General features: G+C 66.2%; 20 protein-coding genes. 11 read left to right on the top strand and 9 right to left on the bottom strand.

Features of this window, described 5'->3' with window-relative positions:
* The first annotated feature begins 62 nt into the window (after positions 1-62).
* Positions 63-425: an ArsR/SmtB family transcription factor gene (locus tag VI08_RS06845; RefSeq protein ID WP_045828952.1), complete on the top strand. Its 363-nt coding sequence runs from the start codon at positions 63-65 to the stop codon at positions 423-425.
* A complete protein-coding gene (locus VI08_RS06840; RefSeq protein ID WP_045828805.1) occupies positions 403-903 on the top strand; it encodes an SRPBCC family protein in 501 nt (166 codons plus the stop codon). Before VI08_RS06845 ends, VI08_RS06840 begins: the two co-directional genes overlap by 23 nt.
* Before the next feature lie 63 nt (positions 904-966).
* Here the strand turns inward: VI08_RS06840 and VI08_RS06835 are convergent, their stop codons facing one another.
* Both VI08_RS06835 and VI08_RS06830 read right to left on the bottom strand, forming a co-directional pair.
* The gene (locus VI08_RS06835) at positions 967-1611 is read right to left on the bottom strand and encodes a dihydrofolate reductase family protein (protein ID WP_045828804.1); all 645 of its coding nucleotides are present in this window, start codon (positions 1609-1611) and stop codon (positions 967-969) included.
* 72 nt (positions 1612-1683) lie between these two features.
* A complete protein-coding gene (locus VI08_RS06830) occupies positions 1684-2886 on the bottom strand; it encodes an MFS transporter (RefSeq protein ID WP_045828803.1) in 1203 nt (400 codons plus the stop codon).
* Positions 2887-3074: 188 nt separating this feature from the next.
* Between VI08_RS06830 and VI08_RS06825 the strand changes: the two genes are divergently transcribed.
* Both VI08_RS06825 and VI08_RS06820 read left to right on the top strand, forming a co-directional pair.
* Positions 3075-3461: a DoxX family protein gene (locus VI08_RS06825; RefSeq protein ID WP_045828802.1), complete on the top strand. Its 387-nt coding sequence runs from the start codon at positions 3075-3077 to the stop codon at positions 3459-3461.
* A gap of 28 nt (positions 3462-3489) precedes the next feature.
* Positions 3490-4515, top strand: a complete 1026-nt coding sequence (locus VI08_RS06820; protein WP_045828801.1) for an alpha/beta fold hydrolase — start codon at positions 3490-3492, stop codon at positions 4513-4515.
* Here VI08_RS06820 and VI08_RS06815 read toward each other — a convergent pair.
* Positions 4506-5459 (bottom strand): alpha/beta hydrolase, encoded by a 954-nt coding sequence (locus VI08_RS06815; protein WP_045828800.1) that lies wholly within the window; start codon positions 5457-5459, stop codon positions 4506-4508. The two genes, VI08_RS06820 and VI08_RS06815, sit on opposite strands and share 10 nt — an antisense overlap.
* Positions 5460-5479: 20 nt before the next feature.
* Positions 5480-6364: a LysR family transcriptional regulator gene (locus tag VI08_RS06810; RefSeq protein ID WP_045828799.1), complete on the bottom strand. Its 885-nt coding sequence runs from the start codon at positions 6362-6364 to the stop codon at positions 5480-5482.
* A gap of 110 nt (positions 6365-6474) precedes the next feature.
* Here VI08_RS06810 and VI08_RS06805 point away from each other — a divergent pair, with 110 nt between their 5' ends.
* From VI08_RS06805 to VI08_RS06780, 6 genes are read left to right on the top strand one after another with little or no spacing between them, the layout of a single operon-like run.
* The gene (locus VI08_RS06805; protein WP_045828798.1) at positions 6475-7125 is read left to right on the top strand and encodes a hydrolase; all 651 of its coding nucleotides are present in this window, start codon (positions 6475-6477) and stop codon (positions 7123-7125) included.
* Positions 7126-7152: 27 nt separating this feature from the next.
* Complete coding sequence (locus VI08_RS06800) at positions 7153-8580, top strand: alginate export family protein (RefSeq protein ID WP_052697736.1); 1428 nt, start codon at positions 7153-7155, stop codon at positions 8578-8580.
* Between the two features lie 17 nt (positions 8581-8597).
* A complete protein-coding gene (locus VI08_RS06795; RefSeq protein ID WP_198148868.1) occupies positions 8598-9341 on the top strand; it encodes an SDR family NAD(P)-dependent oxidoreductase in 744 nt (247 codons plus the stop codon).
* Positions 9342-9376: 35 nt separating this feature from the next.
* Positions 9377-9721, top strand: coding sequence for a helix-turn-helix domain-containing protein (locus tag VI08_RS06790; RefSeq protein WP_157006409.1), 345 nt, complete (start codon positions 9377-9379; stop codon positions 9719-9721).
* On the top strand, positions 9718-10440 hold the full coding sequence (locus VI08_RS21980) for a nuclear transport factor 2 family protein (protein WP_198148867.1): 723 nt from the start codon (positions 9718-9720) through the stop codon (positions 10438-10440). Before VI08_RS06790 ends, VI08_RS21980 begins: the two co-directional genes overlap by 4 nt.
* Complete coding sequence (locus VI08_RS06780) at positions 10440-10808, top strand: nuclear transport factor 2 family protein (RefSeq protein WP_045828796.1); 369 nt, start codon at positions 10440-10442, stop codon at positions 10806-10808. The genes VI08_RS21980 and VI08_RS06780 overlap by 1 nt, the downstream gene beginning before the upstream one ends.
* 22 nt (positions 10809-10830) lie before the next feature.
* Here the strand turns inward: VI08_RS06780 and VI08_RS06775 are convergent, their stop codons facing one another.
* The gene (locus tag VI08_RS06775) at positions 10831-11403 is read right to left on the bottom strand and encodes an isochorismatase family protein (protein ID WP_198148866.1); all 573 of its coding nucleotides are present in this window, start codon (positions 11401-11403) and stop codon (positions 10831-10833) included.
* A gap of 213 nt (positions 11404-11616) precedes the next feature.
* On the opposite strand from VI08_RS06775, the gene VI08_RS06770 reads away from it, so the two are divergent.
* Entirely contained in the window at positions 11617-12840 is a 1224-nt protein-coding gene (locus VI08_RS06770; RefSeq protein ID WP_045828795.1) for an ABC transporter permease, read from the top strand.
* Between the two features lie 5 nt (positions 12841-12845).
* Here the strand turns inward: VI08_RS06770 and VI08_RS20775 are convergent, their stop codons facing one another.
* Genes VI08_RS20775 through VI08_RS06755 form a run of 4 tightly spaced genes read right to left on the bottom strand, consistent with a single transcriptional unit; the run spans position 12846 to position 15683 of the window.
* Positions 12846-13919: a sensor histidine kinase gene (locus VI08_RS20775; RefSeq protein WP_052697734.1), complete on the bottom strand. Its 1074-nt coding sequence runs from the start codon at positions 13917-13919 to the stop codon at positions 12846-12848.
* Entirely contained in the window at positions 13912-14508 is a 597-nt protein-coding gene (locus VI08_RS06760; RefSeq protein WP_332308622.1) for a LytR/AlgR family response regulator transcription factor, read from the bottom strand. Before VI08_RS06760 ends, VI08_RS20775 begins: the two co-directional genes overlap by 8 nt.
* Before the next feature lie 15 nt (positions 14509-14523).
* Positions 14524-14667 (bottom strand): hypothetical protein, encoded by a 144-nt coding sequence (locus VI08_RS21975; protein ID WP_198148865.1) that lies wholly within the window; start codon positions 14665-14667, stop codon positions 14524-14526.
* Positions 14664-15683: a sensor histidine kinase gene (locus tag VI08_RS06755; protein ID WP_052697732.1), complete on the bottom strand. Its 1020-nt coding sequence runs from the start codon at positions 15681-15683 to the stop codon at positions 14664-14666. Before VI08_RS06755 ends, VI08_RS21975 begins: the two co-directional genes overlap by 4 nt.
* Between the last annotated feature and the right edge of the window lie 38 nt (positions 15684-15721).

The raw sequence follows: 15721 nt of genomic DNA, 5'->3' as shown, positions 1-15721 counted from the left end.
TACACGTGCCTGTGCCACGAAGCCACTTGCAAATCCCGCGGCGCGGCCATACAGTGAACCACATGGTTCAGTATCAAGACCGCCTCGATCTCACGTTCGCGGCACTCTCCGATGTCACCCGGCGGGGCGTGCTGGAGCAGCTTGGTGGTTCGCAGGCTTCCATCAGCGACCTCGCCGAGCGGTTCCAGATGACCCTCACGGGCATGAAAAAGCACGTCAGCGTGCTTGAGCAGGCCGGGCTCGTGGTCACCGAGAAGGTGGGGCGCGTGCGTACCTGCAAGCTGGGCCCACGCCGGCTGGAAGAAGAAGCCGCGTGGATCGAATCACACCGCCAGCTGTGGAGCGCACGCTTCGACGCGCTGGACAAGATCGTCGAGAAGCTGAAAACCCAGGAGAAGACAGATGGCCACAGAAAACGCAGATAGCGCCGCAACGCGCCTTTCCACCGTCGTGGAACGCATGTCCGACCGCGAGCTGATCGTAAGGCGTACCTTCAATGCCCCCGTGCACCTCGTCTTCGAAGCGTGGAGCACGCCCGATCTGTTCAAGAGCTGGTGGGTGCCGGCATCCGCTGGCCTCACGCTGCTGTCGTGTGACATGGATATCCGCACGGGCGGTACGTACCGCCTGGTGTTCAAGCACCCGGCATCGGGCGAGCCGATGGCCTTCTTCGGTACCTATCAGGAAGTGACGCCGAACAAGCGCCTGGTCTGGACGAACGAAGAGAGCCCCGATGGGGCAGTCACAACGGTGACGTTCGAAGAGCGCGATGGGAAGACCTTCCTCACGCTGCACGAGCTCTACCCCAACGAGGCAGCACTCGAAGATGCGATTGCCGGCTCGGCGGAAGGCCTGCCCGAGCAGTTCGCGCAGCTGGATACGTTGCTCGCCGCGAAGGCGTAACGGTCCGCACCAGATGCAGCGTTTGCTCGCGGCCAGGCAGGCCGCGGGCAGACAGCTGACGAGTTACCCGCGCGCCAGCACCACGTGCGTGGCACGTGCCGTCGGCACGTGCTCGATGGTCTTGTAACCCATGGCACGCAGGTCGAGACCAGCGAATAGCGGCTCGCCCTGCCCCATGACGACGGGTGCGATGGCCAGGTGCATTTCATCGACGTGGCCGGCCTCGATGTATTGGCGTGCCGTGGCGACGCCGCCACCGATCTTGATGTCCTTGCCGCCGGCCGCCTGGCGGGCACGCTGCAGCGCTTCCTCGATGCCGCCCGTGACGAAATGGAACACCGTGCCGCCTTCCATCTCTATGGATTCGCGCGGGTGGTGCGTCAGGACGAACGTGGGCGCGTGGTATGGCGGGTTATCGCCCCACCAGCCCTTCCATGCATCGTCGGGCCACTCGCCGCGGATGGGACCGAACATGTTGCGGCCGAGGATAAAGGCGCCGAAGCCATCCATCGCGCGGTACGCGAAGTCGTTGTCGGGCCCTGTCTCGCCGCCCTCCTTGCCGACCATCTCGTGGAACATGCGCGTGGGGAAAAACCACTGGAAGATGCTCGGGCCGTTCTCGCCCAGCGGGTTGTCGAGGCTCTGGTTCGGGCCGGCGGCGTAGCCGTCCATCGAGACGTTGAACCCTGCGATGCGCACCTTCGACATGGAGACTCCCGGGCAGCCGCGTGGGGGGCGGCGGTCCCGGGAGTATAGACGTGCCGTAACGCTGCTAGCGGGCTAGACGCATTCCGCCGCGACAGCCGGCCGGTTGCGAACCACCACGGTGCGGCCGAGGACCACCGCCAGCGAAAGCCCCGCGAGGATGGCGCCAGCCACCGGCAGGCTCGCATAGCCCATGCCCGTGCCCAGCACCGCACCACCCAGCGCGGCGCCCAGCGCGTTGCCCAGGTTGAACGCGCCGACGTTGACCGACGAGGCCAGGCCGGGTGCACCTGCCGCGGCGCGCATCACCTGCATCTGCATTGGCGGCACGATGGCGAACGACGCCGCGCCCCACACCGTAAGGCCGATCGCCGCGCCCACCGCGGTCGTGGCAAGCCACGGCATGGCAAGCATGGTCAGCGCGAGGACGAGCAGCAGCGTGACGAGGGCACCGACCACGGAACGGTCCGCGAGCTTGCCGCCGAGCGCATTGCCGATGGTGAACCCGATGCCGACCAGCACGAGGCTGAGGGTGACGAAGCCCGGGCCCGCATGGGTGATCGCGCCAAGGAACGGGGTGATGTACGTGTACAGCACGAACATGGCGCCCGCACCGAGCACGGTGGCGGCGATACCGGTAAGCACCGGTGCGCTGGCCAGCACGCGCAGCTCGGCCTTGATGTCGGGCGCATCACCTGCCGCGCCGCGCGGCAACGCCCACGCGATGGCTGCGATCGCCAGCACGCCAAGCAGCGAGATGACGCCGAACGACTCACGCCAGCCGATGGCCTGGCCCAGCCACGTGGCGGCCGGCACGCCGCCGACATTCGCCAGTGTCAGGCCCATGAACATCGTGGCCATGGCACTGGCCTGCTTCTCGCGCGGCACCAGGCTCGCCGCCATGAGCGAACCCAGGCCGAAGAACGCACCGTGGTTGAGGCTGGTGACGAGGCGCGCCGCCACCAGGCTCACGTAGTTCGGCGCCAGCGCCGAGAGCACGTTGCCGATGACGAAGAGGCTCATCAGCACCATCAGGGCCTTGCGCCGCGGCCAGCGTGCCAGCAACAGGGTCATGATCGGCGCCCCCACGAGCACGCCGCCCGCGTAGGCGGACACGAGCAGGCCGGCCGTCGGGATCGAGACGCCGATGCCTTCGGCGATGGTGGGCAGCATGCCCATCGGCGCGAATTCGGTGGTGCCAATGCCGAAGGCGCCGATGGCCAGGGCGATCAGCGGGAGCGTGGCGCTCCGCGTGGCCGGGGCGGTGGATGAGGTCACGATATGGCTCCAGAAAGGTTCTCTGGTGCCTATTCTGGCGGTGGCATCCTTGCGGATAAACGGGGGAACGGGGGAATGACTCTTGCCGGAAGTGGGAGAATCGCCCGCCTCTTGCAAGGGAGGGCGGCATTGTCGATCCGGGGTTCCGTCGTTCGACGTAGGGACAGACACCCCACCGGAGAACACCCATGCCCTCGCCCGCCCGCCTTTGGACCGGCCGTATCCTCACCGCCCTGGCCGTGCTGTTCTGGCTGATGGACGGCGCCATCAAGCTTCCGCCGATCGAGCCCGTCATCACCACCCTGCAGGGGCTGGGCTTCACGGCCACCCCGGCGCTTGCCCGCGGCCTCGGTGTGCTGCAACTGGCCTGCCTTGCCCTTTACCTGCTGCCAAGGACCTCGGTGATCGGCGCCATCGCCCTGTCGGCTTTCCTCGGCGGCGCCATCGCGGTGAACCTGCGCGTGGGCAACCCGTGGTTCACGCACACGCTGTTCGGTGTCTACGTGGGCTTGGTGACGTGGGCGGGCCTGCTGCTGCGCAAGCCCCGGGCGTGCGAGCTGCTGTTCGCTCGCTGATCACACCCAGCTGCACCATGATAGGCGCATGACTGCACCTGCCTCGCTCACGCACAGCACGCGTCGCCACACGACGCACTACCTGGAACTTGGGCCCGTGGACGGGCCCCTGATGGTCTTCCTGCATGGCTGGCCGGAGCTTGGACTCATCTGGCGGGCGCAGCTCGAGGCCTTCGCCGCCGATGGGTGGCGGTGCGTCGCGCCGGACATGCGCGGTTACGGCGGCTCGTCCGCACCTGGGGCCGTCGACGCCTACACCCAGGAACAGATCGTGGCCGACATGGTTGAGTTGCACGACCACCTTGGCGGCACGCCCGCCGTATGGGTGGGCCACGACTGGGGCAGCGTGGTGGTCGGCTCCCTGGTATCGCATGAACCGCGCCGCTGCCGTGGCGTCGTGTTCGTTTCCGTGCCGTATTTTCCGTTGGGAAACACGCTTCGCACGCTTGTGCCCCTGGTGGACCGGGCCATCTATCCGGTGGACCAGTATCCCGACGGGCAGTGGGACTACTTCCGTTACTACAACACGCACTTCGCTTCGGCGGTGGCGGACCTGGACGCCGACACGGCTTCATCGCTTGCCTCGATCTACCGACGCGCGAACCCGGCCATCATGACCGAGCCGGCCGCGAATGCGAGTGTCACCCGCAAGGGCGGGCGCTTCGGCGATGCGCACCAGGCACCGCCCACGGCACCGGACCCATCGCTGTGGCCCGCGGATGACTTCAACGTGCTGGTGCAGTCGTTCGAAGCGCGAGGATTCCGCGCGCCATGCGCGTGGTACGTCAACGACGATGCGAATACCGCGTACGCCGAGCGTGCCGTGGACCACGGGCGGCTAACGTTGCCGGTGCTGTTCGTGAATGGGGTTTACGATCCGATGAACAGCATCAACGGCAACCGCCTGGGTGATCCCATGCGTGAGGCGTGCGACGACTTGACCGTGACCGATCTGACCGGCGCGCACTGGCTGCCGGTGGAGTGCAAGGTCGACCTTGTCCGGGCTCTTCGTAGCTGGCTTCGTCAGAAGGAACTGGCTCCTCGCTATCCATGAGCCTCACCGCGGCGCGACGAAAGAACATCGTCATACAACGCGGCGAGGCTTGCCATGGCCTGGTCAACATAAGGCTGGCGGTCGTAGAGGTCGTAATGGTCGGCGCCTTCGATGACCACGAAGTCCCGGCGATTCCTTGCGCGTTCCCACAAGGCCTTCCCCGCCTCGTGCGAGAATGTGGTGCCAAGCTTGCCGCCGACGATGACCTGAAGCGGCTGTACAAGGAGTTCGCCCACGAGATGGAAGGCATCAAACCCAAGCAGTAACGCATCGCTGACCATGAGCCGCAGGTTGGTTCGGTGGGCATGCCCGCCTCGAGGCGTTGCGTAGTAGTCAATGGCGTTCAGCAAACTGGCATCGGTGATACCCATGGCCTTCGCCTCGTCCACCCCAGGAATCCACGGTGCGTGCACATCCGGTTCGCCGCGGGATCGTGCCGTGCGCTGTGCCGCGACAGCGCCGAGCATGGCCTCGACGGCCCCCGCTTGTGGTTGCATGCGACGAAACGCTGCCCCGATGTCGTTTGCGACAACGGTGCCGACGGCCTTGAAGCGGCGTTCTATCATCGCTGCGCTGACGGCGTAGCCACCGCCCGCGCATATGCCGAGAAGCCCTATCGATTCATCGTCGACGTAGGCCAATGTCACCAGGAAGTCCACGGCACACCGTATGTCCTCGATGCGAACCGCCGGGCTTTCAAGGTCGCGAGGCGTACCGCTGCTCTCGCCCTGGAAAGACGGGTCGAAAACGAGCGTGATAAAGCCGCGCTCGGCCAGCTTCCCGGCATAGACAGCCCCTGCCTGCTCCTTCACGCTGCTCCCTGGGCCAACCACCACGATGGCCGGGTACCGTTTCGTGTCGTCGAACGCTTGCGGAAGGCGCAAGTGCCCCACGAGCTGCTGATCGCCATTCGTGAATGTCACGCGTTGTTTCTTGATCGACATCGATTCGTTCCTCTTGCAGGTCAGGCGCCACGCGACTTCGCGTGGCCGAAGCACTCGACCAGCATGTCGGTAAGCACGCGTACTTTCCTCGCCGGGTACTGGCCTGGTGGCCGCAGCACGTAGATGCCGAGTTCGGGTGGTGGGTAGCGCGTCATGACGGGAACGAGCGTTCCCGCCTTCAGCTGCTCCGTGACGAGATCCTCCGGCACGCCCGCGATACCCATGCCAGCAACGGCCGCGGCGACGAGGGCCACGCCGTTGTCGGCCTTGAATCGCCCTTGTGGCCTGATCATGACGACCTGGTCCCCGTCCATGATGGGCCAGGGTTCGTTGCCTTGCATGACGGCCTCGTGTGTCACGAATTCTTCGGGTGTCTCCGGCGCGCCGTGCCGTGCGATGTAATCGGGGCTTGCAACCCATGTGGCGTATATCGGGCCGACGCGCCGCGCGAGCAGGTTGGAATCCGGCAACCTCCCCACCCGTATGGCGCAGTCGAAACCTTCCGCGATCATGTCGACGAAGCGATCGGTGTAGCAAACCTGCACGGTGAGCTGCGGATTCTGCTTCGCAAGGTCGGCAAGGATCGGTGTGAAATGCGTCGGCCCAAACGACAGCGGCGCGGCGATGCGCAGGCGCCCACGCAGTTCTCCGGAAGGCAGGATGGTTTCCTTCGCCAGTTCGATTTCCGCACACGCCCTGTCGGCGTGGTCGCGAAACGTGAGCCCCGCCTCGGTAAGGCCCGCACCGCGCGTCGTGCGCGCCAGCAGCTGCACGCCAAGTTCTTCCTCGAGGCGTGACAGCCGCCGGCTGACGATGGATTTCGATACACCGAGGCGGCGCGCCGCTTGCGTGACGCCACCCGCATCGGCCACTTCAACGAACGTTCGCAGTTCTTCAATATCCATCGCGTTCCCCGTTGAGCAACACAGTAGCGCCCGGAATGAGGCTACCGAACAAGAATTTGCGATGCCAATAATGCCCGCTCCTTTCCAACATTGGCAGCAAAGGAACCGACATGACGTTTCGCAATGGCCTCGACTCCCTGCTTCGCCCCGACGACTCGGTGCTCGTCCTGATCGACCATCAGCCGTACCAACTCGCCAACTTGAACAGCCACGATCCGCAGATGGTGGTGAACAACACCACGGGCCTCGCCAAGGCCGCGAAGGTGTTCAACGTGCCCACCATCCTCACCAGCGTGATCGCGGCGCGCGGTGGCCTGCTGTTCCCGTCGATCACCGACGTGTTCCCCGACCAGAAGGTGATCGATCGCACGTTCATCAACACGTGGGAAGACAAGGCGGTGGTCGATGCCGTGAAGGCGACGGGGCGCAAGCAGCTCATCATCGCCGGCTTGTGGACCGAGATCTGCGTGGCGATGCCGGCTATCCAGGCCCTCGGCGAGGGCTGGGATGTCACCGTGGTGACCGATGCATCGGGTGGTACGTCGCTCGAGGCACACCAGGTGGGCATCCAGCGGATGATCGCCGCGGGCGCGAACATGATGACCTGGGTAGCGGTGGCCGCCGAATGGCAGCGTGACTGGGCGCGCGCCGAGTCCGCCGAGAAGTTGAACAAGGTCATCGGCCCGCATTCGGCCGGTAGCGGTATCGCCTACTTCTGGGAGCAGCAGCTCCTCAATACGCCGGTGGCCGCGGGACGCTGATCGGGCTAGGGCGACGGGCTTTCCGTCATGGCCACCGTCGCCCTCCGCGCCTCCCGCGCATGGCCGCTCTGCATGACGCTCGTGGCGGCGGCGGCCATGCCGTTACCGGCGCCTGGGCAGGTGCTTACCGACGTGCAGCAGGCGCCGACGCTGACGATCGAACGCTACCCGGAGGACTGGTCGAACCTCGCAGTGAAGGCCAACCGCACGGGACGATGGACCGAACCATTCAAGTACATCCCGTGGGCCACGGATGGCTCCACGTACCTGACCACCGGAGCCGAGTTGCGCATACGCTACGAAGGCTACAAGAACGCCAACTGGGGGGCCGCACCCGACGACCATTACACCTGGTATCGGTTCCTGCCCTATGCCGACCTGCACGTCGGCAGCGCGCGCGTCTTCGTGCAGCCCATCGTTTCCGCGATCCGCGGTACGGGCCGTGCCAGGACACCGGTAGATACGACGGCGACAGATATCCTCCAGGCCTTCGCCGAAGTCGAATTCGAGGTCGCCGGCGGCGCCACGGCGCGGGTCTCCGTAGGGCGCAAGCTGGTTTCGCTGGGTGCGGGCCGCTTCATCGATACGCGGTACGGGCCCAATATCCCGCAGGCCTTCGACGGTACGGACGTGACGCTTGCGGATGATGGCGGCCAGCTCCGCGCTTTCTACCTGCGCCCGGTGGATACCCGCGGGGGCGCCTTCGACGACACGACATCGCACCAACGATCGGTGTGGGGTATCTACGGAACACGATGGGTAGGCCGCGAGCGCAACACGGGGCTCGACGTCTTTTTCCTCGGGTTCCGCGATACGCATGCGTTATTTGACCAGGGCGCGGGGCGTGAACTGGCGCATACGGTCGGTGCGCGCCTGTTCGGCGATACGGGCACGCAGTACTGGAACCTCGAAGGCGTGCTGCAACGTGGGTCGTTCGCCGGCAAGCGTGTTGCCGCCGGGGGCATCGGTGGTGAACTAGGGCACCGGTTCATGCAGGCACGCCTGCAACCCATCGTCGCCCTGACCGCCGACTACATATCGGGCGACGCCGACCCAGGCGACAAGCGGCTCGGCACGTTCAATCCCATGTTCCCGCGCGGCAAGTATTTCGCGGCGCAATCTCCGGTGGGCCCGCGCAACCTGATCCATGCCCAGCCTTCCATCACGGTGCACCCCGCGGAAGCGGTGGCCGTGTCGATGACGGGCGTTGCTTATTGGCGCGCCAGCACGCGCGATGGCCTTTACAACATACCGGGCGCGCTGGTGCGCAGCGGCCAGGCAAGCGATGCGCGGTTCATCGGCACGCAGCTGGAACTCGCCGTCGCGTGGCAGGCGACCGCCGAGCTCAACCTTTCCACGTCCATGAGCGCGTTCTTCCCGGGCCGGTTTATCCGGGAAACCGGCCCCTCGCGCACGATGCGCGTCGCCGCCGCCATGGCGAATTTTCGATTCTGACGACAAACGAGACGACGATGATGATTGACCTCAATGGCAAGCGGGCATTGGTGACGGGCGGCTCCCGCGGCATAGGCGCCGCCATCGCCCTGGCCCTGGCAGAAAACGGCGCCGACGTGGCGCTTACTTACCAGGCGGCGGCGGACAAGGCACACGCCGTCGTGGGTGCGATCGAGCGGCAAGGGCGAAGGGGCGTCGCCATCAAAGCGGATAGCGCCGACCCGGCGGCGATCACGCGCGCGGTGGACGAGGTGGTGGGCGCTTTCGGCGGCTTCGACATCCTTGTCAACAGCGCGGCCGTGGGCCTCGGCGGGCTTATCGCCGATCTCGACCTCGACGACTACCAAAGGTTGATGGACGTGAACGTGCGTGCCCCCGTGCTGTTTGCGAAGGCAGCGATCCCCTATCTGGGCAGCGGCGGCCGCATCATCACGATAGGCTCTGCGCTCGGCGAACGGGTTCCGTTCCCCGGCATCACGGCATACGCCATGTCGAAAGCGGCTTTGACATCGTTCACCCGCGGGCTTTCGAGGGAGCTTGGACCCAGCGGCATCACCGTCAATCTCGTCCAGCCAGGTGCGACGAACACGGACGCGAACCCCGCCGACGGTGAAGCGGCGGATTTCCAGCGTGGGCTGACCTCATTGGGGCGCTACGCGGAACCTCGCGATATCGCCCATGCGGTGGTGTTCCTCGCCAGCCCGGCGGCGGCAATGATCACCGGTGCCACGCTGACCGCCGACGGCGGCGCGATTGCGTGAGCGGCGCCAGGCCAGGCGGGCTGGGGCCGTGGCGCTTGCAGATCGCCCAGCAAGCGTTGCACCCGGAGTTACCTGCTGGCACCGCCATCCTCGCCGCGGCCCGCGCCTGCGGCATCTCGCGGGTGCACTTCTCGCGGATGTTCAAGGCCAGCATGGGCATGTCGCCCCGGCGATGGCACCTGCAGCGGCGTGTGCTTCATGCGCAGCGCTTGCTCGAAACCACATCGGCATCACTCACCGACATCGCCAGCCAGTGTGGCTTCTGCGACCAGAGCCACTTTACCCGGGTGTTCCGGCGGGTATGCCACGCGCCGCCCGGCATGTGGCGCAAGGCGGCCTCGGAACGCCTCTTCCCAACCCACCTTGAGGAAACAGCATGAAAACCGATCGCTTCCCTGTCGGCCTCGCCATGGAAATCACCTACCCCGCGTTCACGGTCAGGCTGGCCATCGACTCGGAAAAGCAGCTCACGTTCACGATTGCGGAGGGGCCGTTCGCGCGAACGGAAACGGTGGATCTTGAGGTGGCGCCGCTCGGCAACGGCGTGTTCGGCTTGAGCTGGGTTGAGAAAAGCGGTGCTACCGTCACCAACATCCATGACTACGACCGGGGCATCGCGCACTCGTTTGCCACGCTTGCCGGCGGTGAATTCATTCGCCAGCAGGGGCAGCTCGTTGTCACGCGGCAACCTGATCGCATGTCGGACGCTCGGCCAGCGCGCAACAAGGCGCTCGTGGTCGAGGCGATGGAGGCCCTTTTCCAGCGCCGCGATGCGTCCGCCGTGGACCGGCTGTACGCGCCAGGCTACGTGCAACACAACCCGAATATCCCGCAGGGGCGTGATGCCCTGCGTACGCTCGTCGCAGGCCTTTCGGGCGATGTGTATTACGAGCCGGGCCTCGTCGTGGCCGAAGGCGACCTCGTGGCGATCCACGGCCGGATCCGCGGGTGGGCGCCATCGCCACAGGTGGTGGTCGACATATTTCGCGTCGAGAATGGCCAGCTGGTGGAGCACTGGGATGTGTTGCAGGATGAAGTGCCCCTGGCGTCGACGCGTGGCGGGGCGGCGATGTTCGATCCTGCCGAGGGGAACCTGTGATGCACATCGACTATGACGCGATCATGCGAGCAAACCTGGCGCGCGTGTTTGGCGAGAGGGATGCCGCCATGCGCATAGTCGCCATTCGCGAGCTCTACGCCGAGGATGCCGTCCTCTACGAGCCGGATCGTTCAGCGAGGGGGCACGCCGCCATCTCACAGGCAGTAACGGAGCTTCTCGCCCAGATGCCACCCGGCTTCGCCTTCCATCCCGTGCGGCCAGGACTCGGACACCACGGCGTGGGGCGGTTGCAATGGCGCGGTGGCGTGGAAGGTGCGACCCCTCTCGTCACGGGGCTTGACGTTGCTCACATTCAGGCTAGCCTGATCCAGACACTGCATGTCTTCATTGACCAGCAGGGCGGATAAACATGGCATTCATCGAACGCCGTTAGGTGGTTCCCCACCCCCACAGCGTCGCCAGGCCAGCAAAGACAACACGCCCCACCTCGTCGTCGATGGCGGGCGCGAGCGCCGTGAAGAAGCTTGAAACGCTGGACATGACCGCGCCCGCCTGCCGCATCTGCTCGAATGCGGCGCCCTCGGTGCGCGCGGACAGCCCGCCGCAACAGTCGACCAGGACGTGGACCTCGAAGCCGAGGCGGCGCGCACCGAGGACGCTGTGCAGCACGGCGATTTCGGACGACACGCCACCGATGGCGAGGATCTTCCTCGACGTGGCGCGCACCGCGTCGCCGATGCCTGGGTCGTCGAGCATGCCCGGCGTGCGCCGCACGTGAGCAAGGTGGCCTTCGAGTTCGCTGATCAATTCGACGGGTGCACCCGGTGCGAGTTCCACGGCCGATGCGAAGAGTGGAATGCCCAGCTCGCGCGCCATGCCCACCGAAACGGCGACAGCATGGGTGAGCGTTTCCGGTGCCACGGTGGCGACACTCTGCACGATGGGCGCCTGCAGCTCCGCGTAAAGCACGGCTACCTCGTTGATCCTTCCGGTCAGTTCCAAGGTCGGTGTCCTAAAGCGGCGATGGGGCAACCACCTTCGCGCGAAGCGCGCCGTCGGCGGCAACGTTTCGTCGCAACGTGGCTGTGTTCGTCGGATGCGCGGCCGCGCACGGCCATGGCGCTTCGACGAAGAACTTATCGCTGCGACCAACGGCATCGAGCCGGGCGTGCCGCGTGGCTAGGCTTCGTCCAGGCCACTACCCCCGTGCGTGCCATGATTCGACCGATCCTTGCCTCGCTATCCCGCCACAAGGCGGGCGTGGTGCTGATCCGCCTGCAGATCGCCCTCACGCTAGCCATCGTCTGCAATGCACTGTTCATCATCCATCAGGATCTAACGCGGCTTGGCGAACCGAGCGGGCTGACGGAGGACCACCTCATCGCCATACGGACGCAATTCGTCGGCGACATAAGTGACTACGTCCCGCTCATCCGTACCGATGTGCAGGCCCTGCGCTCGCTGCCCGGCGTTGCCGACGCGTATGCCGCCAACTCGTTCCCGTTGCGGGGCGGCGGGGCGCTTGTCGCGGTGCAGACATCGCCGGACAGCCGGCGGGCGGCGGCGACCGCAGCCATGTATTACGGCGACGAACACGCCCTCGGCGTGCTGGGCGCGAAGCTGATAGCGGGGAGGAACTTCACCGCGAACGAGGTGGGGCAGGTTGATCGCGGGCGGCTACCCGACCCGGGCGTCGCCATCGTGACGCAGGCGCTGGCCGACCGCCTCTTCCCGCAGGGCTCGGCGCTGGGCAAGGCGATGTACTTCAGCGACCGGATCCGGCCGATCATCGTGATCGGCATCCTTGAACGCATGGAAGTGCCCTGGACCCATGCCCGTGGCGAAGACGGCAACCAGTTTTCCCTGCTGCTACCCGAGATCACGAACAACGGCAACGAGAGCTACCTTGTCCGCGCGCAGCCTGGCGAGGACCAGCACGTGATGGCCCGCATCACCCACGCACTCGCGCTGGCGAACCCGATGCGCACGATGCTGACCCGCGACCCGGTCGCACCGTTCTCGACGATCCGGCGGCAGGCCTACCGGGCCGATCGCGGCATGGTCATCCTCATGAGCGTGGTATCGGTGGTCTTGCTCGCCATCACGGGCGCGGGCATCGCCGGCCTGTCGAGCTTCTGGGTGGGCCAACGCCGTCGCCAGATCGGGGTACGCCGTGCGCTCGGCGCCACGCGGCGCGACATCATCGCCTACTTCCTCGTCGAGAACCTGCTCATCGGCCTGGGGGGCGTCCTGGTCGGCTGCGGGTTGGCATGGCTGCTCGCCGCGTGGCTACAGGTCCACTTCGCAGGTCAACGCATGCCCGCGGGCTATCTCGCCGTGGGCACCGTGGTGCTGCTCCTGTTGAGCCAGGCTGCGGTGCTGTCACCCGCCGTGCGCGCCAGCCGCATCTCGCCTATTGAAGCAACACGCGCAGGATGATCGGGCTACGCGCCGGCGTGCCACCGCAGGGGCAGGCGGAGTGCGGCACGGTACCCCCGGCCCCGTGGGCCGGCGTCGATGCTGGCATCGGCTCCGTACATCGCTTCCAGCCGCGCGGCGACGTTGCGCAGGCCAAGCCCGGTTCCGGACGATGCAGCCAGCGAGCGGCCCGAACCGCTGTCATCGATGGCGACGAGAAGCGTTGTACCGACGAACGACGCCGATACCGTGATCGTCACGACGCCGAGTGATGGCGCGACGGCGTACTTGAGGGCGTTCTCGACCAGCGGCTGCAGGATGAAGTTGGGCACCAGCGCATCGGTCAGCCCCGCTTCGCACGCATAGCGAACGTCGAGCCTGTCGCCGTAGCGCACCGCCTCGACGGCGAGGTAAGCCTGCACCGTCTCCAGCTCCACGGACAAAGGCACCTGCTCGGTCGGTTCGCTTTCCAGCGATGTACGCAGGAACGCGGCGAGGCGGGTGATCATCTGCTCGGCCTCGCGGGCACCCGATTCAGCCGCCAGGGTGGCGATCGCGTTCAGCGTGTTGAACAGGAAATGCGGATTGAGTTGCAGGCGCAAGGCCGATAGCCGGGCTTCGTGGAGTTGGCGTTCCCGCTCGCGAAGCGCGTTGCTTGAATCAAAAAGCCCGGAGACCGCGACCTGCAACACCACCAGTGCGGTGAAGTAGAGCCAGTTCATGTGCGTCTGCATGAACCAGTCCGTCGGCAGGTGGCCTACCGGTGCATGCCCCCCTGCCCAGGCCTGGAACGAGGTGTTCGCTATCCACAGCACCGTGCCCGCGAGCGGCACGAGCACCACGGTCAGTGTTCGCGAAGCCCAGCGCGGCATGGCCTTGCCGCGGCGCATGGCCGCGTACAAGCCCAGGGAAAGGGGAATGCCGCACAACGAAGTGAGGCTCCCGGCGATGGCGCGGACGGAATGCAGCCCGTCGACCGACGCAAGGCCGAGGTTCACGACGCCGACGGCGACCCATACCGCTGTGATAAGCAGCGCAGGCGCGAATGACAGGCGGTTCCGTCGGATGGCAGCGGGTATCGTCACGAGCGGCTCAGACATCCAGCGAGCGCAGCGCCGCGCGTGTTTCCTGGACGTAGCTGGGCCCGACGGGCACCTCGCTGCCATCCGACAGCACGAGGCCGTAGATGCCTTTCAACGGCACGCCCCAGCGGCGCACTTCGCCCAGGGCAACAAAGGACGAACGGTGCACGCGCAGGAAACTGTCAGGCAGCCGGCGCCGCATCTCCGTCATGGTCGCGCGCAGCAGGTGCGAACGCGTGGCCGTGTGGATGACGACGTAGTCGCGCGCCGCCTCGATCCAGATGATGTCCGCCAGCGCCACGTCGCGGCCGCCATGCCGGCCGGGGACGTGGATCGTGGGCCGTGGGTTCGCGTTGGCGGCATCGGTGGTGCTGGCGACGAACGCGGCGCGCTCCGCGCGGCGGCGCCGCGCGCGCTCGATCGCCTGGCGCAGGCGCTCGGGCTGCAGCGGCTTGAGCAGGTAATCGATGGCTTCGACCTGGAACGCCGCGGCGGCGTAACGATCGAACGCGGAGAGGATGATGATGTCGGGCCCGTCATCCCGCGCGAACGCATCGGCGACGGACAAGCCATCGCGGCCAGGCATCTCGACGTCGAGTATGACCAGGTCGGGGCCCAGGCGCTAGGCTTCGTCCACGGCGGCGTCGCCATCCCTGGCCGTGCCGACGATGTCGAGGTCGGGGAATTCGCGTAGCGCGATGCCGAGCCGGCGCAACGCCAGCGGCTCGTCGTCCACAAGCAGCACCCGCAGCACCTGGCCCGTCATGTGGCACTCCATTGCAGTGGCAGGCGGATCACCGCCGTGAACCCGCGCTCGCGGCGCACCGCCTCCATCCGTGCCGCAGGGCCATACAGCGCATCGAGCCTGGCCGCCACATTGCGCAAGCCGACGCCGGTGCCCGGCACGGCCATCGCATGGTCGTGGCGCCCGTCGTCTTCGACGACGAGGATCAGGCTCTCGTTCTCGGCGCTCGCTTCGATGGCGATGGTGACGGCCTGCTTCGCGGGCGCCACGGCATACTTCACCGCGTTCTCGACCAGCGGCTGCAGGATGAAGCTTGGCACCTGGGCTTCGGCCAGCCCCGCCTGGCACGCGTAACGCACATTCAGCCGGTCGCCGAAGCGGATGGCTTCGATGTCCAGGTAGGCATGGATCATGTCCAGTTCGGCCGAGAGGCTGACCAGGTCGGTCGGCTCCCCGGTGAGCGAAGCACGGAGGAAACGCGAAAGCCGCTCGATCATTTCACCCGCTTCCCTGACGCTGGCTTCCGCCACGAGGGTGGAGATGGCGTTCAGCGTGTTGAAAAGGAAATGCGGATTGAGCTGGAAACGTAATGCCGCGAGGCGCGCTTCGAGCAGCTGGCGTTCACGTGTCCGCAGCGCGTCGATCGACTCCACGAGGGCGAGGATCACCATCTGCAACGCATACAGCGCAGTGAAATAGACCCAGTTCATGCGCAACGGCATGAACCAGTCATCCGGCCACCGGCCCCAGGGCGGGTGCCCGGTCGTCCATGCCTGCATCAGTGAGTCGAAGGCCCACAAGGCGGTTCCCGCGGCCACCACCGCGGCCCAACGGGCCATGTTGCGCCAGGGCCGCCGTGGCCTGGCGACGTGGCGCGTGACCCAGAGCAGGCCGAACGAGAGCAGGCAGCCGCATAGCGAGGTCAGGCTATCGGTGATGAAGGGCCCCTTGCGAAACGCATCCAGCGACAGGAGCACCAGGTTGATGGCCCCCACGACGAACCAGAAGCCAGCAATGTAGATGGCAGGCAGGGGCATGATGAGCCGAAGGATAGACCTTGGCCTACCTTAGCGCC

The sequence above is a fragment of the Luteibacter yeojuensis genome, from assembly GCF_000964085.1.
Lineage (GTDB): Bacteria > Pseudomonadota > Gammaproteobacteria > Xanthomonadales > Rhodanobacteraceae > Luteibacter > Luteibacter yeojuensis_A.
The sequence above is the reverse complement of the archived record's forward strand: the minus strand, read 5'-3'. Positions and strand labels throughout refer to the sequence as shown.